General features: G+C 44.8%; 23 protein-coding genes. 14 read left to right on the top strand and 9 right to left on the bottom strand.

Annotated features, from left to right (window positions below; genetic code table 11):
• Nucleotides 1–124: 124 nt before the first annotated feature.
• The 6 genes from KUL49_RS09410 (at nt 125) to KUL49_RS09435 (ending at nt 2404) form a co-directional block, all read left to right on the top strand.
• Nucleotides 125–322: a hypothetical protein gene (locus tag KUL49_RS09410; RefSeq protein ID WP_014948137.1), complete on the top strand. Its 198-nt coding sequence runs from the start codon at nt 125–127 to the stop codon at nt 320–322.
• A 71-nt stretch (nt 323–393) separates the two neighbouring features.
• The gene (locus tag KUL49_RS09415) at nt 394–645 is read left to right on the top strand and encodes a hypothetical protein (RefSeq protein ID WP_014948136.1); all 252 of its coding nucleotides are present in this window, start codon (nt 394–396) and stop codon (nt 643–645) included.
• A 64-nt stretch (nt 646–709) separates the two neighbouring features.
• Entirely contained in the window at nt 710–1078 is a 369-nt protein-coding gene (locus KUL49_RS09420; protein ID WP_131137124.1) for a YnfA family protein, read from the top strand.
• A gap of 35 nt (nt 1079–1113) precedes the next feature.
• Nucleotides 1114–1542 carry an N-acetyltransferase gene (locus KUL49_RS09425; protein WP_165477896.1) on the top strand — a complete coding sequence of 143 codons (429 nt, stop codon included), beginning with the start codon at nt 1114–1116 and terminating at the stop codon, nt 1540–1542.
• A 52-nt stretch (nt 1543–1594) separates the two neighbouring features.
• Entirely contained in the window at nt 1595–2050 is a 456-nt protein-coding gene (locus KUL49_RS09430; protein WP_131137126.1) for a GNAT family N-acetyltransferase, read from the top strand.
• Between the two features lie 24 nt (nt 2051–2074).
• Nucleotides 2075–2404: a zinc ribbon domain-containing protein YjdM gene (locus KUL49_RS09435; protein ID WP_014948132.1), complete on the top strand. Its 330-nt coding sequence runs from the start codon at nt 2075–2077 to the stop codon at nt 2402–2404.
• A 90-nt stretch (nt 2405–2494) separates the two neighbouring features.
• Here KUL49_RS09435 and KUL49_RS09440 read toward each other — a convergent pair whose 3' ends face one another.
• Nucleotides 2495–3352: a LysR family transcriptional regulator gene (locus tag KUL49_RS09440; protein WP_131137127.1), complete on the bottom strand. Its 858-nt coding sequence runs from the start codon at nt 3350–3352 to the stop codon at nt 2495–2497.
• Between the two features lie 170 nt (nt 3353–3522).
• On the opposite strand from KUL49_RS09440, the gene glyA reads away from it, so the two are divergent.
• Nucleotides 3523–4779 carry a serine hydroxymethyltransferase gene (glyA, locus tag KUL49_RS09445; RefSeq protein WP_131137128.1) on the top strand — a complete coding sequence of 419 codons (1257 nt, stop codon included), beginning with the start codon at nt 3523–3525 and terminating at the stop codon, nt 4777–4779.
• A 9-nt stretch (nt 4780–4788) separates the two neighbouring features.
• On the opposite strand, the gene KUL49_RS09450 is transcribed toward glyA, so the two are convergent.
• The 5 genes from KUL49_RS09450 to KUL49_RS09470 form a co-directional block, all read right to left on the bottom strand.
• On the bottom strand, nt 4789–5202 hold the full coding sequence (locus tag KUL49_RS09450) for a hypothetical protein (protein WP_230598748.1): 414 nt from the start codon (nt 5200–5202) through the stop codon (nt 4789–4791).
• A gap of 204 nt (nt 5203–5406) precedes the next feature.
• Nucleotides 5407–6678: an NRAMP family divalent metal transporter gene (locus tag KUL49_RS09455; protein WP_039225017.1), complete on the bottom strand. Its 1272-nt coding sequence runs from the start codon at nt 6676–6678 to the stop codon at nt 5407–5409.
• A 142-nt stretch (nt 6679–6820) separates the two neighbouring features.
• Nucleotides 6821–8158: an alginate export family protein gene (locus tag KUL49_RS09460; protein ID WP_131137129.1), complete on the bottom strand. Its 1338-nt coding sequence runs from the start codon at nt 8156–8158 to the stop codon at nt 6821–6823.
• 146 nt (nt 8159–8304) lie between these two features.
• Nucleotides 8305–9102 (bottom strand): ABC transporter substrate-binding protein, encoded by a 798-nt coding sequence (locus KUL49_RS09465; protein WP_131137130.1) that lies wholly within the window; start codon nt 9100–9102, stop codon nt 8305–8307.
• Nucleotides 9103–9121: 19 nt separating this feature from the next.
• Nucleotides 9122–10240, bottom strand: a complete 1119-nt coding sequence (locus KUL49_RS09470; protein ID WP_131137131.1) for a porin — start codon at nt 10238–10240, stop codon at nt 9122–9124.
• 344 nt (nt 10241–10584) lie between these two features.
• Here KUL49_RS09470 and KUL49_RS09475 point away from each other — a divergent pair, with 344 nt between their 5' ends.
• From KUL49_RS09475 to KUL49_RS09490, 4 genes are all read left to right on the top strand, one after another.
• Nucleotides 10585–10839 carry a Rho-binding antiterminator gene (locus tag KUL49_RS09475; RefSeq protein ID WP_131137132.1) on the top strand — a complete coding sequence of 85 codons (255 nt, stop codon included), beginning with the start codon at nt 10585–10587 and terminating at the stop codon, nt 10837–10839.
• 48 nt (nt 10840–10887) lie between these two features.
• Nucleotides 10888–11274, top strand: a complete 387-nt coding sequence (locus KUL49_RS09480; protein ID WP_039225021.1) for a VOC family protein — start codon at nt 10888–10890, stop codon at nt 11272–11274.
• 92 nt (nt 11275–11366) lie between these two features.
• A complete protein-coding gene (locus KUL49_RS09485) occupies nt 11367–11678 on the top strand; it encodes a hypothetical protein (protein WP_014948122.1) in 312 nt (103 codons plus the stop codon).
• A 222-nt stretch (nt 11679–11900) separates the two neighbouring features.
• Nucleotides 11901–12626, top strand: coding sequence for a YitT family protein (locus KUL49_RS09490; protein ID WP_131137133.1), 726 nt, complete (start codon nt 11901–11903; stop codon nt 12624–12626).
• 425 nt (nt 12627–13051) lie between these two features.
• On the opposite strand, the gene alr is transcribed toward KUL49_RS09490, so the two are convergent.
• Entirely contained in the window at nt 13052–14128 is a 1077-nt protein-coding gene (gene alr, locus KUL49_RS09495; protein WP_131137134.1) for an alanine racemase, read from the bottom strand.
• Nucleotides 14129–14318: 190 nt separating this feature from the next.
• On the opposite strand from alr, the gene murQ reads away from it, so the two are divergent.
• Nucleotides 14319–15332, top strand: coding sequence for an N-acetylmuramic acid 6-phosphate etherase (murQ, locus tag KUL49_RS09500; RefSeq protein WP_131137135.1), 1014 nt, complete (start codon nt 14319–14321; stop codon nt 15330–15332).
• An 18-nt stretch (nt 15333–15350) separates the two neighbouring features.
• The gene (locus KUL49_RS09505; RefSeq protein WP_131137136.1) at nt 15351–16853 is read left to right on the top strand and encodes an exo-beta-N-acetylmuramidase NamZ domain-containing protein; all 1503 of its coding nucleotides are present in this window, start codon (nt 15351–15353) and stop codon (nt 16851–16853) included.
• A gap of 159 nt (nt 16854–17012) precedes the next feature.
• On the opposite strand, the gene KUL49_RS09510 is transcribed toward KUL49_RS09505, so the two are convergent.
• Together KUL49_RS09510 and KUL49_RS09515 are read right to left on the bottom strand one after the other, a co-directional pair.
• Complete coding sequence (locus tag KUL49_RS09510) at nt 17013–18083, bottom strand: mechanosensitive ion channel family protein (RefSeq protein WP_131137137.1); 1071 nt, start codon at nt 18081–18083, stop codon at nt 17013–17015.
• A 118-nt stretch (nt 18084–18201) separates the two neighbouring features.
• The gene (locus KUL49_RS09515; protein WP_131137138.1) at nt 18202–20175 is read right to left on the bottom strand and encodes a glycoside hydrolase family 3 N-terminal domain-containing protein; all 1974 of its coding nucleotides are present in this window, start codon (nt 20173–20175) and stop codon (nt 18202–18204) included.
• 196 nt (nt 20176–20371) lie between these two features.
• On the opposite strand from KUL49_RS09515, the gene KUL49_RS09520 reads away from it, so the two are divergent.
• Nucleotides 20372–21748, top strand: coding sequence for a Na+/H+ antiporter NhaC family protein (locus KUL49_RS09520; RefSeq protein WP_131137139.1), 1377 nt, complete (start codon nt 20372–20374; stop codon nt 21746–21748).
• Nucleotides 21749–21766: the final 18 nt, after the last annotated feature.

Raw genomic sequence — 21766 nt, forward strand, 5'->3', positions numbered from 1 at the left:
GTAAATAAAAAATAATTCGTTGAAATCAATGGATATTGAAACGAGTAGAGGTTAGATGTCTACATTCGGTGAACTTGGTGCAGCCCTTGTAATTAAAAACCAAAAGATAAGGAGTTCTTTTAACATGAGCTTTTGGCAAATCATTATTTTTATCGTGCTTTTCAGCCTTACACTTCTACCAGCGTTAATTGCCTTAACATCCAAAAAAGCTAAAGGCATACACAAGTTAGCATGGGGGGCCATTTCCCTTTTCTTTTCGTGGTTGGGGTTTTTAATCTATTACTTCTTTGCAATTAGAGGTATGAGCAAGCAAAGTACATAACGAATCGTTGTTACGCTACACTTTATTATGCCCTTTATTAGACGTTATACGGTGATAGGAATTTAGATAACATGAAGATTAAATTGATAGTAATCTTGTCAATATGCGTAATCTCAACAGGGTGCGCTTCAACTTCTGATAGGGCTGCAAGAGACTTTCTTGATGGGGCTAGCGCCAGTGCTGAAAAAAGACAGCGAGAAGAATCTACTAACCGATACAGCAAAAAGCGTGACCACAAAAACGATGCTATAGAAGATACGGTGTCTGGAGCACTTACCGCGCTTTTTAGAGGCTTGTTTAGCTCTGAAAGCGACGATAACTAGTGAAAGATAGTTTCCTAGCATGGCGTGCGAGTAGCGCTCTAATGCCCTTTTCAAAGAGCATTGATTGCTTACCAGCAGTATTTCAAAAGAGGTCTGCCCGTTGGAATTAAAAACCATTGGTTTGTTTGTTATTACTGCACTTGCTGAAATCGTTGGATGCTATCTGCCCTATTTATGGTTGAAAGAAGATAAGTCCATATGGTTGTTAGTACCAGCGGCTATATCGCTCGCGCTTTTTGCTTGGCTGTTATCACTTCACCCGACCGCTGCCGGGCGCGTATACGCCGCTTACGGTGGTGTTTACATTTTCATGGCTATTATGTGGCTTTGGCTTGTTGATGGAGTGAAGCCAACGTTATGGGACTTGGTGGGCACCTTTGTCGCTATGATTGGTATGGCGATAATTATGTTCGCACCAAGAAGTCATGGATAAAAGTCTTGCTTGCAATAAATAACGAAGAAAACGCGATGAAGATTACCTTTATTCCAAGTACGAACCTACCAAGGGCTGCTGAGTTTACCTTTAATAACATGCGCGATTATTACGCTCAGTTTGCGCCTGATTGGGACGTCGACAAAGTGCTTGGGGTTACCGCAGAGCTCATTAATTACGACATTCAAGTAGACAGCGAAACGGTGGGGGTTATGCGCCTTCAATACGACGGTAGCACCTGTATATTGCGCGACCTTCAGGTCATACCCAGCGCCCAAAACAAAGGCATAGGTAGTGCTGCCATTGAAGAAGCAGAAAGACTAGCGTTAGGGGCCAATACTAACTCGCTTGACTTACGAGTATTCAAAGTTAGCCCTGCCGTTTCGCTTTATAAAAAAGTGGGATTTATCATTAAAAGTGAAGACGACCGCTTTTTTAACATGACTAAACCCTTAAGCACTTAACAAACAGGCTTGTACCGCCGTCTATTCAGAATATACCTAAAGGCCAAAGCACATGAAGATTATTATTGATGATCTCACCGGAGGAGAAGTGCTAGCGCTTTTAGAAGAGCATTTGTCTGATATGTATGCTACATCGCCACCTGAGAGCGTACATGCATTAAATGTTGAAGCACTAAAAGCTTCGAACATTACTTTTTTTAGTGGCTGGAAGCAGCAACAGCTTGCGGGCTGCGTCGCTATTAAAACCCTTGATACACATAGCGCCGAGCTAAAATCTATGCGCACAGCCAAGCCGTTTAGAGGATGCGGTGTAGCGTCTCAGTTATTACTTTTTGCCCTAGAACATGCGAAAATGAAAGGGTTTAGTTCGGTAAGTTTAGAAACAGGAACGCAAGACTACTTTTTAGCGGCCAGAACCCTATACAAAAAGTTTGGTTTTGTTGATTGCGGTCCATTTGGCAGTTACTCAATCGATCCCAACAGCCACTTTATGACCCGAGCGCTTTAATTTAGTACTTTAAGAGAATTCCACATGTCGTTACCTCCTTGCCCGCATTGCCAATCAGAATATGTATACGAAGATCAGCCTCTACTTATTTGCCCTGAATGTGGACACGAGTGGAACCCGAACGAGGTAGAAGAGGAAGTCTCAGCAAAAGACTTCAACGGAACACCGTTAGTAGCCGGCGACAAAATTACGTTAGCAAAAGATTTGAAGGTAAAAGGCAGTTCATTGGTACTTAAAATTGGTACCAAAGCCGTTATCCGTCATGTGAAAGATGCCAAAGACCACCAGCTAGATTGTAAAGTAGATGGTGCTGGCGAAATGATGCTAACTGCACAATTTGTTAAAAAGGCATAGACGGCCTTTATTGAAAAGCTGTTACTCCTCTCGGTGCGCTTGCCTTGTTGTTGTTTAGCAAGCGCGCTAGCTATCCCCTGCTATTTCCTGTTAAAAGTTTGCGACTTCGTTGGTAATGGTTTCAGTAAGCAAGCTAATCGCTTTCGATGACACTTTCTGAGGGTTAACTAAACAAACACCCACATGCCCAAGCTCGGGTAAACTTTCTGAATTAGATAAAACGTGTAGACCAGGTGGCACTGAACTCTTTGCAAGAACGGTTATGCCCAGCCCTTCGTTAATCGCCGTTTGTATGCCATTTAAGTCAGCAATGGTATACACCACCTGCCACGGTTTTTTGATAGCCGATAACAGATTGGTTGCTCGCTTGCGGTAAATACATGGCGACGGCGCAGCAATAATAGGCAGTTTAACAGGCACGCTATTTACAAAGCGCTGACTCCCCACCCATACCAGTTGATCTGAAATGATGTAGCCGTCTTGCTGAGGATCTGGTGTTTCTTGTAGCGAAAGAATTAAATCTAACTGACTTTTAAGCGGCTCACTAAGTAAGTCTTTACTTAGCGCACAATGCACCTCTAGCGATATTTCCGGATAGGTTTGCGTGAACCGCCGAATAATTTTAGGCATAAGCGTTGTACTAAATTCGCTGGGAATGCCTAACCGAATATTTCCCGTAACCTGCGGCTTGCCGAATTCGGCCATAGCCTGATCGTTAAGAGCCACTATCTTTTCACCATACGACAATAAGCGACTACCAGCGCCAGTCAGTGCCAAGCGGTTTTTGTCGCGGGAAAATAGCTTTTCCCCAATCATTTCTTCTAGTTTTTTTATCTGTAAGCTAATGGCAGGCTGTGTGCGCTGAAGCTGCTCGGCACATTGAGTGTAGCTACCCGTCTGTGCAATAAGCACGAACGAACGCAGAAAATCTATCGATAAGTTTTTCATTACTTTGCTGTACACCTCTCTATTAGCTTTGCCTGCTGTTTTGCCTTACTGATGCCAAACTTGCTCACAAGGCCATTTAATAAAATTATAATGCCATATTTTTATTAATTTTATTTATTCTTTTTACACTCCTAGTATCAGATACAAAATAATGACATTTAGGAGCCAGCATGAACCCACTTAACCAGCACCTTCACGATCAAGACCCAGATATCGCAGCATTTATTGCGCAAGAAAACAAACGCCAAGAACATCACATTGAACTGATTGCATCGGAGAACTACACCAGCAAAGCGGTTATGCAGGCGCAAGGCAGTCAGCTAACTAATAAGTATGCAGAAGGCTATCCGGGCAAGCGCTATTACGGTGGCTGCGAGGCGGTGGACAAAGTAGAACAGCTTGCTATCGACAGAGCTAAAGCATTGTTTGAAGCTGACTATGTGAATGTGCAGCCTCACTCTGGCTCTCAAGCGAATACTGCAGTTTATATGGCGCTATTAAACCCTGGCGATACCATTCTTGGGTTGAGCCTTGATCACGGTGGGCACCTCACACACGGTGCAAAGCCTAACTTCTCGGGAAAACTATACAACGCGATTCAGTATGGCTTGAACACAGAAACTGGCGAAATTGACTATGACCAAGTAGAAGTCCTGGCTCAAGAGCACAAACCAAAAATGATTGTAGCGGGCTTTTCTGCTTACTCTCGCGTGGTCGACTGGCAGAAGTTTAGAGACATCGCTGATAGCGTAGGCGCGTATTTACTCGTAGATATGGCACATGTTGCAGGCCTTGTTGCGGCCGGTGTTTATCCCTCGCCAATTAACGCGGCTCACGTGGTTACTACTACTACCCATAAAACACTGCGTGGCCCTCGTGGCGGGCTTATTATGTGTAAGTCAAACCCCGAGCTTGAAAAGAAATTCAATTCATTAATTTTCCCTGGCATTCAGGGTGGCCCACTTATGCACGTTATTGCCGCAAAAGCGGTAGCGCTTAAAGAAGCCATGACAGCAGAGTTCCGCGCTTATCAAAAGCAGGTAGTCATTAATGCACAAGCTATGGCTGATGTATTTATGAAGCGTGGCTTCGACGTAGTATCTAATGGAACCGACAACCACATGTTCCTGCTAAGTCTTGTAAGTAAAGGAATGACGGGGAAAGAAGCCGACGCGATATTAAATAGCGTGAATATAACGGTAAATAAGAACACAGTACCCAACGATCCGCAGTCGCCATTCGTTACAAGTGGTATTCGAATTGGCACACCTGCGGTCACTTCACGCAATTTTAGTGAAGAAGACTGTGCTCAATTAGCCCATTGGATTTGTGATGTGTTAACAGCGCCAGAAGACAATGCAGTAGTACAGCAAGTGATAGATAAAGTGGCAACGCTAACAGCGGCTCGCCCCGTTTATACTAAGTAAAACCTAGTACTATACCGAGCGAACTCGTGCGTTGCAGGTAGCCACCATTACCCGCCACACGAGTTTGGCTCGTTCATTAAACTGCACTATTCCCACTCCCCAAGCGTCTTCCATGGCGCCTTGCCACACGCTACACGTTTCAATGGTATCGCCGTACAAAGGAGCTAACGATAAGCTAATGCGTAGCGACTCCAACCATTCCCTAAATAATGGGTCCTGATTACCTGCTTCACGCATTTGAGAAAGCTGTAGCGAAGCCTGTTGCTTAATACCTTGAAGCCTTTTGTAGATTTCGCGAGGGTCTTCTTGCTGCCCCAAAAGATGAAGTTCGCGCTCAATGTCGTAAGCATTGTGCCAGTGGATAGTTTGCTGCGGTTCTTTTGAACAGCCCCACATTGCCGCACTCACAAGCGAAAGCAGCATGATACGCTTACCCCATAATAAAAGGGTGGAAGGAAATAGTTTTTTGCCACGCACCAAGCTGCGAACTCCTCAAACGATGTCATCTACAGTATAGATGAGTATTGCGCTTGGGCTCGCATAGGTGCGCGTAATTAAACTAATTTACTAAGGCGAGACTTGCGAAGCACCTAAAGTGCTCTGCGCTCTCGTTACGGTAGGAAGTGGCTAGCTAAACCACTTCCACCATATAAACACCATTAGAAACCCAAATAGATAGATTAGGCCTAAATAGCTAAGCAGCTTCACTACCACGTTTGGTGCGGCGTCTTGATGAAGCTTGGTTTGTGCCACAAGCTTATGGTTAAGCCAAGCAAACATTGGAGTAGTAACAAAGGCCAGCGTCATCGCAAAGCCTAACATTGCCAATAGCGCAGATTTAAAGAACAACACAATAATAAAACTCGCCACTGCCATAAACAGCAACACCGGCGTTACCAGCGTATTTCGTGCGTTTTTGTCTTTGTTAAAAAGAAGCGCTATTGCTTCAGCAACCACCCTCGCATAACCATCGTAAACGGTTAGCGCCGAACCAAATATGCACAAAAATGCAACCAGTGCGATAAGCCAATGCGCCCACTGTCCAATGGTTGATGAGTACATACTAATTAGCTGATGGGAAAAGCCGATACCGCTGGTACTTAGCTCTGTACCGCTGCCATACAAAATTAATGCACCTAAGCCCAAAAACAACAATGCGAGTAGCACCGTCACTGCATAACCTAAATTAAAATCGAAAAGGGCCGACTTTGGTGTTACGGCTTGCCCCTTGCACTGCCGCTTTAACCAAAGTGAAGTAATGGACGATATTTCAATAGGTGCGGGCATCCACCCCATTGTGACGACTAAAAAGCCTAATGTAGCGAGCGTCCAAGGCGAAGGCGGTGCCACGGCAGGTGCTGGTGAAGCAGAATAATTGCTTAATGCCACCACGAATACGGCTACAGTCGCCACCACAAGCACGCCCATTATGCCTTTGGCGATATTGTCCAATCCTTCAAAATGGCCAGCGAGTAGAATGATTAAAATAAGTGCCAAAACCACTGAAGCTGACAACGTTATGGCGATATCGAAAGGAATAAAATACGACAATAAGCTTGCAGCAAACAACAACAGCGCTGCAGCATTGACCACCGACGCAATGGTATTCAAACCCAAGGCAATGGCCAAATATCGTCGTCCCATTCCCAAGTACCCTTGCTGAAGGGTTTGTTTTGTACTGATGGTGTAGCTAACACCTGCTCTAAAGAATGGGTATTTGAGTAAGTTAACTACCAATATAAGCAGCGCTAACTGCCAACCAAACTTCGCCCCCGCTTGAGTTGATGCTACTAAGTGACTACCGCCTACCGCCGCTGTTGCCATAAGCACACCCGGGCCGAGTAATTTTAATAGTGCAATACAACGGGCAAAAAACGATGTTTCAGCTGAATACGACAAGGCAACCTCTAAATGGGCATTTCAAAATAGCCGTTAACCATATCAGTAATATAATAAACAGAAAAGAGAGTACGCGCTCATCTGCAAGGCTTGTAGTGTAAGCAGCTGTACCCAGTTTACGCGGGCTATTTAGCCGGAGATTTTAAAAGGTATACAAAGCGCCAGTGAATAAAAAGGCGCTGTTGTCGCTGTAATCTCCACGCGCAAAACCCTCTCCTTTTTTGAGGTAGGCTCCACCTAGCACTAATCGCAACTCGGGTCGCACTTGATAACGCCAGCGAGCTTCCACTTGATGGCCAATGAAACTGTCCACGTCTTGAGGTGCTTTTTGGTACCACATGGCTTTGTAACCAAGCATAATATTGTGCGCTTTTGCTGGCTTAGACACGCTTCGAAGCCCCACTGCTTTTAGGTTTCTACGTGGCATAGCCTGATATACATCAGTAGGTCCGAAATCAAAACGTCGCACGCCGTATAAGGTATCAAAGTCAGAGATTGTGTCATCGCTTGTGTCGTTGTCGCCACTGATATAGTCAACTTCAGCTCTAAGAAAGGTGTTGTCTGTAATCTGTTTCCCAACATAACCAAACAGCATATATGCACGAACGTCTTTCTCGTCTGTATCGTTAGCAGATGCGGTTTGAAAAGAAGTTCCCGTTTGCCCCACCACCTCTATATTTGTTATCAGGCCATTATCGAAAGGCTGGGTATAGTCCACACTCAATGTGTACAGATCACGGTTTCTGGTGGCAAGCGCTTCACTATCGTCTTCTTTTAACCAGTAGCTTTGCAGCTTGACGTTGTTGTCTTTTGACGCAGCGTACACACCAAATAATTTTCGTTCGCTAAAGCTTTTGTCGAACGCGCGTTCGTTCCCGTCCAGACTTTCACTGTCAGTAGGAAAGCGAGATACCGGCAGCACGTACACGCCATGTGCTTGCCAATCTGCAACTCTTGCTTCCACCACAATTCCATCATAGCTATTGGTGGCATTGCGATAGGCTGTTTTGGCCAATAGCCTGCGACTACCGTAGTCGAGCTCCATACGCCCTACCTTTATCGCAGACACTTCGTATAAGCTAGATTCTCGTTCAGGTTTGTAGGTGATAAAAAACTGTGTAGGCTCTAGTGTATTAACCTGATTGGCCGTTAGCGTTGGATCGTTTTCGTCAAGAAATACTCGCGAGTCACGTATTTCGATCGTTGCCGCGAGGTTTTGATAACTTACCGTAGAATTCACGATAAAGCGTGTTGAAAGACGCTGATTACTTTGTTCTCGTGCAGCTGATGATGTTGGAAATATAGGGTTATTCAACGACTCGTAGCGCACTCTAAACGAGCCAGAGACATCAAAGGCTATTTCATCACTCGACGCATTGGCTAGCGGGGAAATAACAACGAGTATTAGCAGAAGGCATGTGCTCAACAGCGAGCGAAAACGACCACGCCCGTAAAGTCGCACAAATAAAGGGCTGCGCATTAGGAAATAACCATTACATCAGTATTATGTGCACTGAAGTATATAGATTATTTTTATTATCGCACTGCCCTTTTAGTTTAATTTACTATGCCTTTGGCGTTTAGCCAGCGGGGCTTTTATATAGCCCCTTAGGCCTGAAACGCCAGCTAACGTCTGTCAAAATTCACTTTTTTCTGCGGATGCTGATAGTAGCCTTCTTTTAGAAGGCGTTTAAAGCGGGTCAGTTTTCCGTCCAGCGTTAACTCTTCTAACCCTTTATTAAATAGCGACAGAATAAGCTGACTGTCACTTTCGCCTTTATGCACTAACAGATGCGTGGTTACAGTTGAGATAAACGGCTTAATGGGCATCACATCTCTGCGGTCGCCACTATCGAAATCACGCTGAAGCAAGTACCATCCTGTTAACTCATCAATGGGAAAAACGTCAATTTTACCGTCAATCAGCGCCTGTAAATTATCTTTATCTGTGGCACTTTCCACAACATTACTGCTGCTTTTAATGTAAGCGGCAAGTTCATCGTTGTATAAATACCCTTCTGTTACGCCCATCTTTAGGTCTTTTAAGTCGCTTAATTCAGCCCAAGTATCAGGGCCCTTTTCAGCATTAACATAAAACACCAAGCTTTCCGCACTAATAGGGTTACTGTGGAAAAACTCACTTTCCCGGGCGCGCACAAAATTGCCGTATGAGATGGCGTCGTATTCGCCTTTCAGCGTTGCTTCAAGCGCTTCTTCCCAGGGTAAAGATACAAACTCAACCACAACGCCCGTCTCTAAAAACGCATCAGCGATTATGTGATTGATATAACCGTCGTGCTGCATATCAGTTGACGTATAAGGGGCATACTCTGTGGTCGCTATTCGCAGTTTCATCCACGCATGGGCAAAACTTTGCATTGGAACTAGCGCTAGTATAAATGTCGCTATTAATAGTAATCGCATGTCAAAGTCCTGTTAGTGATTAGAAGTAAATACCAAGGTTTATGTTCAGGCGGTGGGTAGTTTCTTGTCTACCACCTAAGTCGAGTCCCACGCCCGGACCGCCTGAGAACCACATGTTTTTGCCTTGGATACTATCTACATATACAAACAGTTTATCCCAGCCAAAGCTACAGCCGTTTATCCACTGGGACGAGTTTTTCCCTTCACTTCCTTCACCTTCTGCCACGCTGTACTCTGAGTAACAAGTAAGTGATTCTATGTGAGTAAACTTATAAGGCACAGAGTACACAAGGTTTGCTGAATAGGTTTTACCGTCGGCCGCGGCTAAGAACGGGAAGGTGAAAGAGGATAGCGCTATGCGATCGTCTGCTTGCCCTTCTGGTGCAGCCAAATCGTATTCATAATCGATATACTGCAGTTCGACTTTTAGGTCGCCTTGGGTATGGCGCATATGCACGGCATAGGCATTCATATCACCATCGTCCAGGGTATCCAGGTTTAAGATGTTGCCGTATTGGTAAGACACGCCAATATCGGTAGTGCCTCCGCGAATAAAGTTTGCCGTGTAGTTAGCACGTAAATTGTATTGGCCGTCTTCTTTATTTCGATATTCACCGTCGTCCGCCACGTCGAACGAATAGCGCCCAAACTCAGCGGCATCGTTGTACTCGTCGTTCATAAAATAGGCGGCTTGAAAATCCCAGTTACCCCAATCATGGTTTATTTTCACCCCAGCATCGTAATCATCTTCGAAGCCAAGATAATAATTTACCGAGAACCAAAAGTTGTTACTGGCAAAGGGCTGCAAACCAAACGGTGTTTGGGTTATACCTGCTGTAATCTCGGTTTGCTCATCGAAATGATAAGTCAGGTCGGCGAACCTTACTGTGTCGAAGTCTGTGTTTTCGTACCATCGATATTCGGCTTTATAGCTAAATTGATCTGACTCACCCGACACGCCAAGTTTGAATGATTCAAATTCGAAACCATCTCTAAACTCGGGAATTTGCCAGTCTTGATGCCCGTAGTTAACCCTAACATGACCGCTTAAATTAAAGGGAAGTTCGTCGGCATTTGCGAAGCTTGAGGTGCACGAGGCTATTGAAACTAAAGAAAATGCGGATAGTAGCTTGTTCATTACTGTTCCTGTATTGAATTTTTGGCGGGAACCCTTTGCTAAAAAATGCCTCTAAGAAACATGAGGGGCGTTCAAGCGCTTAGGTGTATCGCGCACCAAAATAAATCCTTCAGTACTAACAATACTGAGCAAACCTTAAAAAAAGATCATTTGTTAAGGTCAGACTTCTGTGAAGTGACTCATGCAAATTAATCGCCCCCCGCAAGGCGACGGCATTTAAACATTGGTCCTTTATTGTGGAAAGTGAAGTGCTAAGTATGCGCGGTAGATGCGGAAAGTTTTGCTGTGAACGTCAGGTCTACTCTACTAATTGGTCGCCACTTGAACAGTGAATAGGAGAATATGTGAACATAGCGTGCCAGCTTTACGACTACATCGAAATTGCCTGTATGTATGAGCTTGAAGTGAGCGTGGTATTAAAAGACGGGAATACGATAAACGGTACAGCACTGACCACAGTTATCGATAAACACAACGACGTGGCCACAGAGTGTATTCAAATGTCCATCGACAAAACCAAGCAAAATATTGCGCTTAATGAAATCGCTCAACTTCATGCAATAACTGACAACCCGCATTTCAGCTCAGTCAGCTTTTAGGTAGTATGCGCAGCTAACTTAGCTTAACTTTCAAAGTGATCCTGATTTATGACGCAAAACCTCTCGGCCATTACTTTTTTTGTAGACGACTACGACAGTGCCGTTGAATACTTCACCACGGTTTTAAACTTTACCTTAACCGAAGACAAAGTAACCGGCGAAAACTCGCGTTTTGTTCTGGTAACCCCACCACACAGTGCTACGAGCCTGTTGTTGGCGCAAGCAAAAAATGACACAGAAAGGGCACTCATTGGCAGCCAAGCCGCCGATAAAGTATTTTTAATTTTGAATACTGACGACTTCTGGCGCGACTTCAATGCCATGCAAAGCAAAGGGGTGGCATTTTTAGAAACCCCTCGGGAAGAAGTGTATGGTACGGTAGCCATCTTTAGAGATAAGTTTGGCAATAAGTGGGATTTGATCCAAACCACCTAATTGCACTTTATATAAGTGCGCCTTGTCGTTGCGATATTTTTTGCGGCAAGGTTTTAAATGAATAGTGTAAGGAAGTAGAGGAGAAGTAGCACGTGCAGGCCATGAAGCGTTCCATTATTGCTGATGTTGTTGCAATAGCGGCAATAGCACTGTTGATCACTACGACGTTTTATTGGATAGAAGCAAGGCGCGAAGTCATAATTCTCTGCGATAATTTTACGCCTGGCGTATCGAAAAAAAGTGTCGAACGCCAGCTAGATACTGCAAACTTATTGTTGTGGGATACAGAGTTTGTTGCAAATGGCAGCAAAATTGAAGCATATAGCCCTCTACACTTAGGCATTATGAAATGCAGTGTAGAGTTTAATAAGCAAGATACCGTTGTATTCTCTATTGTTGAGTAATCAAAATCCCTAGCAGCTTCCTCTACTTTTTGCGTTTTATGTGAACCAGCTTGGTGCAACGTTTACATCGACGCAACACCCTATTCACCGGTGCGCTAAAAGTCGTAAAGGCAAACTTACCTTCCGCCATTTATCGCACCGAGTTAACTTTTCATCTCGCTGTAACCTACTGTGTTGTAAACGTATAATTACGCTGTGTCTTCTTAACGCAAACTTTTTCTTATGCAAAAAACAAAACACAGTGTCATCGAGGATGTTTTCGCCCTGATAAGCGCCGGCTTGTTTGTTGCTTTTGGCGTATATTTATTTCAGTCTCAAGACTTAATGGTAGGTGGCGCGGCAGGCTTAGCGCTATTAGGTACTTATGCCGTAGATATGGACTTCGGCTTGCTATTCTTTCTGATTAACTTACCGTTTTACACCCTAGCTTGGACGCAAATTAGCAAGCGTTTCACCATTAACACCTTTATATCCGTCACCACGGTTTCTGTACTAACCGAGCAAATTCCAGCGTTTGTGGATATTAGCCACGTAAACCCATTTTTTGCGGCGGTATTTGGCGGTATTTTAATTGGTGTAGGTATGCTGATGATGTTTCGTCATAGCTCAAGCCTTGGTGGCGTTGGTATTATGGCGTTCTATTTACAACAGCGTTTCAATATTAGAGCCGGTACATTCCAGCTAACCGTCGATAGCTGTATATTACTTAGTGCTCTGTTTTTCATCGCTTGGCCTTTAGTGCTGATTTCAATTTTAGCGGCATTTTGTTTGAACATGGTTATTTCGCTTAACCATAGACCAGAGCGTTACTTCCCAGTGCAAGGCGAATCTGAATCAAAAAAGGCAAACGCTGAGTCAAACAACGCCGATACCAATCACATGGAAAAACGTGCTGAAAACAGCCTAGAACAGTGCTTAGACAGCGAGCTTCGCGCACAAAACAGCTAAATTTATTCAGCCAGTCTTTGCCATTCGGTCATAAATTTTCGCTGTTACTCCCCTCAAAAAGAGACAGCAGCGATGATTAGGGCAACAAATAAAAAGCCCGGTTAGGCACAACCTAACCGGGCTTTCTTGTATCTTTTATTTGTATTCCTAGACGCCTACAACAAACCTATTGCTTCTTCTGAACAGGTCTTGACGGTCGACTTACTACTCCACGGTTCACTCTTGGACGAGAAAACGAAGTACGCATACAAACCTCACTTATGAGTTGTTGCTCAGCACAGTTGGAGGCGAAACATTCACCGCAATCCCGCAACCAAGCCGATACAGTATAGGCTCAAAATGGGGGTAAAAGTCTCATTCTTTTAATGAATAGTGCTTTATTAAAACTTATATAAAGATTGGCCAAATTGGCACTGCTTTGAAAGTTAAAGGTATTTTACAATGCGCGGCACCCGTTGAGAAACGCGGGTCATTAATTCGTAGTCGATAGTGTCAGCATTAGCCGCAACTTCCTGAATTGGCACATTCTGCCCCCAGAGTTCAACTTCATCGCCCACCGCGACGTTGTCGATATGAGTTACATCGATTGTGATCATGTCCATAGAAACGCGGCCAGCTAAATAGGCGCGTTTACCTCTAATCATTACCGGCGTACCGTTTTTGCAGTGCCTTGGATAGCCATCGGCATAACCAATGCCAACGGTTGCAATTTTGCTGGGCTTACTTGCTACCCAGGTTTGACCATAACCAATTCCCTCTCCTGCCGGTATGGTTCGTACCGCTAATACACTGGAGCGAAGTGTCATGGCAGGGTAGATTTCAATGTCGAGATTTTGTGAGGTAGAAACGGCACCACCATAAACCCCCACACCTAAACGGTTCCAAGCATTTCGACTTGCAGGCCAGTTTACCGTGGCGGGAGAATTAGCCACGCTGGTTGGCAAGCCCAATTTACTCGCTACTTGTTTGAACGCATCGATTTGCGTGTTGGTAAAGTTATTATCTACATCGTCAGCGCACGCAAAGTGCGTAGCAATAACCGTTTGCTCGCTAAGTAAATGATTGTACTTATCAGCAATCCCTTCGATATCGGAAAGGGCAAAACCCAACCGGTGCATGCCGCTATCCACTTTAAGCCAAATATGCGGGCGCTGCTGTTCGGGGCAGCTTTCTAACCACGTAAGCTGTTCTTCGCAGTGCATAACTAATATACAGTTATGCTGAAATGCCATTTGGCACTCTTTTGCCTGATGTGCCCCTTCTAACACCACAATAGGCGCAGAAATTCCCGCGTCGCGAAGCGCAATGGCTTCTTCAATTATTGCTACGGCAAAACGCGAAGAAACATGCTGAAGAATGCGCGCTACATTTACTGCTCCATGACCATAAGCGTCGGCCTTTACTACCGCCATAGACTGACTTGAGGGCGCTAAAGCAGCAAGGGCTTTAAAATTATGTAAAAGGGCATCAGCATGAATGATAGCTTGCGTTTGTCGGCTCACAGAAAAACACGTTCCTTAAATGTTTAATGAGAAAGAATATCGAAAGCCAAAGTGTACCACGAGAAACGTATTAGCTGCGCAGGATTAATAATGAAAAACGTACCATCTAACGCAAGGTTTCTTATGGCATAAAATACCGTTATGCTTTGCGCTAGCTCATTATCACAATTTCGTTGCCCCAAGGTTTTTAATGTCTTCGCACAATTCTTCTACTTCAGAATCATCCGCCAACGCCAGTATTAAAAATACAGTCAGTACTGACAATGAAGCGGCAGGTAATAAACCCACCGTTAACGAATTAGCCCAGTCACTGAATAAAATTGTGTCCGAAGGCAGAAACCCAGACACCCTCGATATAGACACGCTAAGCACGGAAGGCATTCTTGCCCGCATTAACAACGAAGACGCGAAAGTGGCAAACGCAGTTACCTCGCAAATTCCGCCAATTGGAAAAGCGGTGGATGCTGCAACCATTAGCATTAAAAATGGTGGCAGGCTTATTTATATAGGCGCGGGGACCAGCGGCAGGCTGGGCATACTTGATGCGGTAGAGTGCCGCCCCACGTTTAGCGTGCCTGATGAACTGGTTGTTGGCGTGATAGCTGGCGGTGAAAAAGCCATTCAGCACGCCGTAGAAGGTGCAGAAGATGACGTCGACGCGGGGCGTGCTGATCTTCTAGCGCTGTCCTTAAACCACAACGATACCGTTATTGGTATTTCGGCAAGCGGTCGTACACCCTATGTAAGTGGCGCACTGGAATATGCCCGTTCGCTTGGCTGCTTTACTGGCGCTATTGCATGTAGCCCTAACGCCGATATTTTTACCCATGCTGATGTAGCTATATGCCCAGTTGTTGGTCCTGAGGCACTTACTGGCAGTACGCGCATGAAGTCGGGTACGGCGCAAAAGCTAATTCTTAATATGATTAGCACCAGCACAATGATTAAGCTGGGGAAAACCTATCAAAACTTAATGGTAGATGTGAATGCCACTAACGAAAAACTAAAAGCCCGTGCGCTTCGCATAGTTATGCAGGCTACGGACTGCAGTGAAAATGCTGCTTTAGCAGCGCTTAGTGCGTGTAACAACAAAGCTAAAGTTGCTATTTTAATGGTATTAACGGGGCAATCTGCCGAGCAGGCCGCCGCTCAATTAGATGCTAGCGGTGGGTATTTACGTTCCGCCGTGAATAAAAGCGAATAACCACGGTAGCCTAATGCTATGAAAGTTTTAACTTCGGTCACATTGAACAAGGTTTTTAGACGCCTAACGTCGAGCGCATTCATTGCAATACTATCTTCAGCACTAATTAGCTTATCGCTTAACGGCTGTGCACAGCAAAGCTTATCTACACATGTATATACAAGTGATACAGGTGGCAACGCGAAGCATCCTACACTAATAGAAAAGCAGCCTGTATCAAGCACTAAGCCGTTTACTGTAGGCGCTGAACGCTATTCGAAATACCTGCCCTTGCTAGCAGGTAAACGGGTTAGTTTGGTGGTAAACCAAAGCGCGTTGGTTTCGAGCCACAGCGCATTGCCTTCTAGCACGATTGAGCCTGAAGAGCGCGAATCGAGCAACAGCTTGGCTGCACAAAAAAATAAGATAAAGACAAGCCAGCGCAATCAGCATCTGCTTGATGCCCTTCTTCAACGCAGTGTTAATGTTGTAAGTATTATGTCGCCGGAGCACGGATTTAGAGGAGACAAAGGCGCCGGCGAAAAAGTAGATAGCAATATTGATGCTAAAACCGGTATACCTATTCACTCCCTTTACGGCGCAACCAAAAAGCCTACCCCCGACATGTTGGATGGCATCGATGTGATTGTTTTCGATATTCAGGATGTAGGCGTACGCTTTTATACCTATTTAAGCACCTTGCACTATGTGTTGGAGGCGGCCTTTGCGCGTAATATCGACGTTATCGTGTTAGATAGGCCAAATCCTAACGGCCGTTATGTTGACGGCCCAGTACTTCAATCTGAATTTTCGTCGTTCATTGGCATGCATCCTATTCCCGTCTTACACGGTATGACCTTGGGCGAACTTGCTCAAATGATTGTGGGGGAACAGTGGTTAGATATTGACGTGAGCAGTTATGACAACGCTAAGCTTACCGTTGTCCCAGTGCAGGATTATCAACGCACTGCACATTATTCATTGCCCGTAGCCCCTAGCCCTAATCTGCCAAACGATTTATCGATACTCCTTTACCCAACGCTGTGCTTTTTTGAGGGCACCGACGTGAGTATAGGTCGCGGCACTGACTTTCCCTTCCAACTTATTGGCCACCCGTTTGTTGAATTTGGTAAAACCGAGATACCGGTAAATGCAAATAGCGCAGCGCCCCACCCTAAACATGAAAATACTCTGCTAAGTGCACATGTCTTTTCTTATGCTGATCCAACGATCTTTGAAGGCTCTGACTCTAAGCAAACAACTCACAAGCGCTCACCAATTAGTGGCTTAGATATCGCTACATTGATAGATGCCTATTCTCGTTTTTCTGAATATAACAAGATGATCAGCGCCAGTAATGCCTCTGAAGAAACCTTCTTTACTCGCCCAGATTTCTTCGACAAATTAGCGGGCACTGATGCACTACGAATTCAAATTCAGACTGGCAAAACGCCTACAGAAATTCGCCAAAGTTGGCAGAAAGATTTAAATAAATTTAGAGAAAGACGAAAGGCCTATTTGCTTTACGACGACACGGATTGATCGACAGATAAACACCTTTAGCTTTGAGAATTTGAGGTATCATATCAAGGTAAATGTGGAGGAAGTGTTAGCGATACTAAACTTACCACATAATGTGTAAGTAAATACTCACACCCGCATAGCCCCAGATTTAATGGAAGCTAAAAAAGTTAGTAAAAACTAACCTTCTTCATTTTTTGTTTTTACCAAAGCTGCGAGCTGAGCTTCAGCGGTGGCTTTTTGATGTTTAAGCTCATCTCTGTTTTCGCCGTCACTCTCAGCGATTTTTGCATCAATATCGGCGATCGTCTGCATCAGCGTTTCTTTACTTTTTTCTTTTTGCTCTGCCTCTTCAGCCTTGTCAAAAATAACGTCTTCAGGAGATGCTTCTTCTTGCTTAGTGTGTGCAGGCGATTTAGCTATCATTTTCAAACCGTCAGGCTGGGGGCGTTGGTTCATAAAGCTAGGAGAAACAATTTCAATATCGGCATTATGCAAAGCGTCGAGTACGGCTTTGTGAAGCCTTGAGCGCGCGCTCAGCAAACTCTTCACTTCAGTTAGTAGACCTGAAATGCGATAACTTACTGAAAAGTCGCCTAACCCAACCACTTGTACAAATGGCTCTGACAGCTGGGCATTTTCAGCTGCAACAAGTAAGTGCTTTTCAATAATGCTGTGATGTATATCGTAACCTAAGCTGATATCTACACTAACAATTGCGCCAGACGCTCTGGTCACAGAAACGGGCGAATTCACCATCAGCGTATTGGCAAAGGCAATAAGCTCTCTGCTCTCAGTCTGAATCTCCACATCGAGCAAGCCCATTTCGGTAACGCGACCGCTGTAGCCTTCTACCTTGATAAAGTCACCCACTTTAAACGGACGATTTACACGAAGTACGATCCCCGCCATCAAATTCCCTACCATGGTGGTAGAAGAAAAGGCAATCACACCTGATATAAGTACGCCGATAAGTGCAATGACCTGATTTCTAGTACTCTCACTTACAGGGAGCGTCATCGCAATTACGACAGATCCAATGATAGTAAGTACCAACATTCCTACTTGGCGAGGTAACTTCTGCTCACTAGTAAGATGGCTCTGCTTGGCTAGCAGAAGGTAGTGCAGTGCAATGAGCACACTTATTACCAATACAATAGCGACAAGGAGCGGAACAAAAGGGAACAACGCACTTAATACCGTATCGACTAATGACGTTTGCGTAGCGCCTGATGTATTTGTTGTATTCACGATAACTCCTTTTAAAATGGCTTTTGAAATGGCTTTTGAAATGACTTTTGGCTTAGCTCTTTGTTCGCACTTAAATGGGCAATATCTTTGGTTTTGGTCTCTGCTTTCGCGTGGCCACCTATTTCAACGAAACAGGTGAACGTCCCTCAGCGAGCGCGCTACCAAGTAATACATCAACCAATGCATTAAGACTATAGCTCGTAACGTGCTGATTTTCTTTGTCACTTTGCTGTGTAATGTTCACCGCATAACTAAATGTAGCAATAGCAACATCGGCTAGCTCTTTCACGTCATGCGCTTTATATGGCATGCGCAGTGGAGCAAAGACCACGGTTTTATTCTGTGCTTTCGCAGCAACCATTATTTTTTTGCTAAATGCCATCACCTCAGTCTCGCTTGCGCGTCGTTTCACATGCTCAGGTAAATCAACTCCTCCTAATTCATAGTTAGCATGTAGCGGACTAATATTACCAACCACTAGCACGTCAGCTTGTTTTAGTAGATTCATTGCTAATTGGGTTTTAGGTAACGCAGTTAACGGCAAACACGCAAACTCCAGAGTCTTATTGTTGAAGTTGGAACGTGCGCGTGTAAGCGCGGCTTCAAATGCTAAACATCTTGCTGCGTCTGGCATAAGCGCCAACCAGCGATTTGAAGTTATTGGCAACTCATCCTTCCCGAAGAGTACAGAAACTGACGATTTAGAAAGCGCTTTCTCAATTTGAATTCCTCTGTTTTTCAAACTGTTAGGGTTATTCATTGAAGCATTTTCTTTCGCTTCATTGAGCCACCATGACATGGGCTTGGAAATAAAACTTTGCAAAGCAAAGCGCTGTTTTGCCTTAATAATACGATTATGAGACGCTTTCAAAAAAGCGCTTTCCGACATTCGATTTGCTGCATTATCCAAAAGTAACGCGAACTTTTTTATGTCGTCTTGGTTTCTTATGGTGAACGGCATAAGCGCAATATCAGCACCTGAGCTGAATGCACTGACTAATGCTTCTTCATGGGAGAAAAACTGAGTAATACCTGCCATGTCTAACGCGTCAGTAACGATAAGGCCTTGATATCCTAATTGGTTGCGAAGCAAATTGCTTAGTATCTTCTTCGACAAAGTAGCAGGAACTATTTGTGACTTACCATGCTTATCAATAATTGTCGTATCGTCTAAAGACGGGTACTGAATGTGTGCACTCATTACCATTGCAGGAGGCGTTGCACTATTAATGATATTCGCAAAAGGAAGGATGTCACCCGCCATAGCTTGCGCTTTGCTATGCGTTACTTGCGGCAAGCCACTGTGGCTATCTACATGGGTATCACCATGGCCTGGAAAATGTTTGATAGCACTCATTACACCTGTACTTTGCATAGCACTGACAAATGTCTGCCCGAGTGCGGCTACCTGCTCTGGGTTTTCCGAAAAGCTGCGTACGTTAATAACGGGGTTCTTCGGCTCGCTATTTACATCAACCGACGGCGCAAAATTGGTGTTTATTCCCAGCGGTAAAAGCGTTTGCCCAATATGCGATGCCACACTTTGCGCAAATGCGCTGCCTCGCTGATGAAAAGTGGCGCCAATGGCCATGTTACCCGCAAACGGCGAGAGCATGTCTGAAGGCAACCTTGCTACTCTGCCCCCTTCTTGATCGACAGCAATAAACAACGGCTGACGACCTGCTTTTACCATATGCTGCTGCATGGTGTAATTGAGCGTAATTAACTGCTCGGTATTTTGAATGTTCTCTGAAAACAAAATAACACCGCCGATGTTGTGCGTACTAAGCACATTTAAAAGTGACGGTGGAATTACGGTCATGGGCGTACGGCAGCGCGAAGACGGCGTATTGTCTTCACAGAAATAGCGAAAATCCAAAATGATTTTTTGCCCGAGCATGTTTTTTACAGCGCGAATTGTTTCGGCATCAGCGCTGGGCTTAGGATTATTCGAAGCGTTAGCACTTTCAGATTGCGCGGTTGCGCTAGCAGTAAACAGTGAAGCACTTAATAAAATGAGTATGCCTGACAAGATAGCGCTAAGGCCCATCAATGAAGCACGTTTTTTACAAATAACTTGCTGGAATAACAATGTTTATCTAATCCTTGGTAACACGAAGCACAATACGGTACGCTAGCATAAATGAGAGAAGCATGTTCGCCAACTTTGAACTGCAATCACACATTCTCTTACGCAAATAGACATACCTATAGGGCAAGTAGAGCGTAGTAACTTATCAAAGCTCAACAAGTCCTAGGCACACATAAATTTAAGTTTGGAAAGAAGTATGGATTGGATGTCAGTCATCCCCCCTCTTGTGGCTATTGCCGTCGTCTTTTGGAAAAAAGAAGTCATACTCGCATTAGCGCTGGCTGTTTTGTGCGCGGAAGCGTTAATTTTGATAAATGCTGATATCGCTAGCAGCTATATGGCGCCCATTAATGCCATAGAGCGCGTGGTTGATACCGCCGCGAGTCCTGGCAATACACGGGTGCTTATTTTCTCTGTACTAGTGGGCGCGTTGCTCGCATTTATACGTGACTCTGGCGGAGTAACGGCAACGGTCAACTTTCTAGTAAACAAAGGGGTAGCGAAGAGTCGCAAACAAGTTGGCGGCTTGACCATGTTCACTGGCATCGCTGTATTCATAGAATCAAACTTAAGTGTGCTCACTGCCGGCATATTCGCCCGAGGTCTGTTTGACCGTTTCGGCATGAGCCGCGCGCGCTTAGCCTACATCATCGACTCCACCAGCGCGCCCGTTTGCATTTTGATTTTATTGAACGGCTGGGGGGCATTTATACTCAGCCTGCTCGATGCATACGAGCTACCAGCTTCGTCAGCCTCAATTTTATGGGGCAGCGTATTTTTTAACTTTTACGCTATCTTCACCTTACTTATTGTGGCCTACACTATTTCCGCTGACAAAGTGCACGGCCCCATGGTTGAGGAAGAAAAAGCACTCACGCATGTAGAGGTTAACCAAACTACGGAACCTGCCACCAAGGCACGTTTTATGTTGGTACCGCTAATAATAATGGTATTAAGCATGGTTGGCTTCATGTTCTGGACAGGTAATGGGGTATTGTCTGAAGGCAGCGGGAGCAAATCTGTACTTTACGCTACTGCTTTAGCCACTGCCATTGCCTATGGCCTGCTCTTAATCCACAAACGTTTTACCCACAAGGAAGCGGTAGAAATTGGTTTTAAAGGGATGGGTGAACTACTTCCTCTAGTAACCATAGTGTTACTGTCGTTAACCTTAGGCAATAGCCTTAAGGTGCTTGGAACGGGCGTGTTTGTCGCGGGCATAGTGGGAGAGTATCTTCCTTTAGTGCTTATTGTTCCCATGCTATTTATTGCCGGAGCGATCATGTCGTTTACCACAGGCACGTCATGGGGCACATTCGCCATCCTAATTCCTATTGGTGTGCCGTTGATTCAAAGTTTAGGGTTACCCCCTTCACTGGTCATTGGCGCTATTTTGGGGGGCGGCATATTTGGTGATCACTGTTCACCTATTTCCGACACTACTGCCGTATCTTCGCTAGCAGCAGGTACTGACGTATTAACGCACGTTAAAACTCAGTTTCCCTACGCACTATTTGCGGGCGCACTTACGCTTATTGCCTATTTTGTAGCAAGCTTGATCATGCTTGGTTAATGCCGTTGATTAAAGCTT

Origin of the sequence: Alteromonas sp. KUL17 (assembly GCF_006538305.1) — a bacterium.
Lineage (GTDB): Bacteria > Pseudomonadota > Gammaproteobacteria > Enterobacterales > Alteromonadaceae > Alteromonas > Alteromonas macleodii.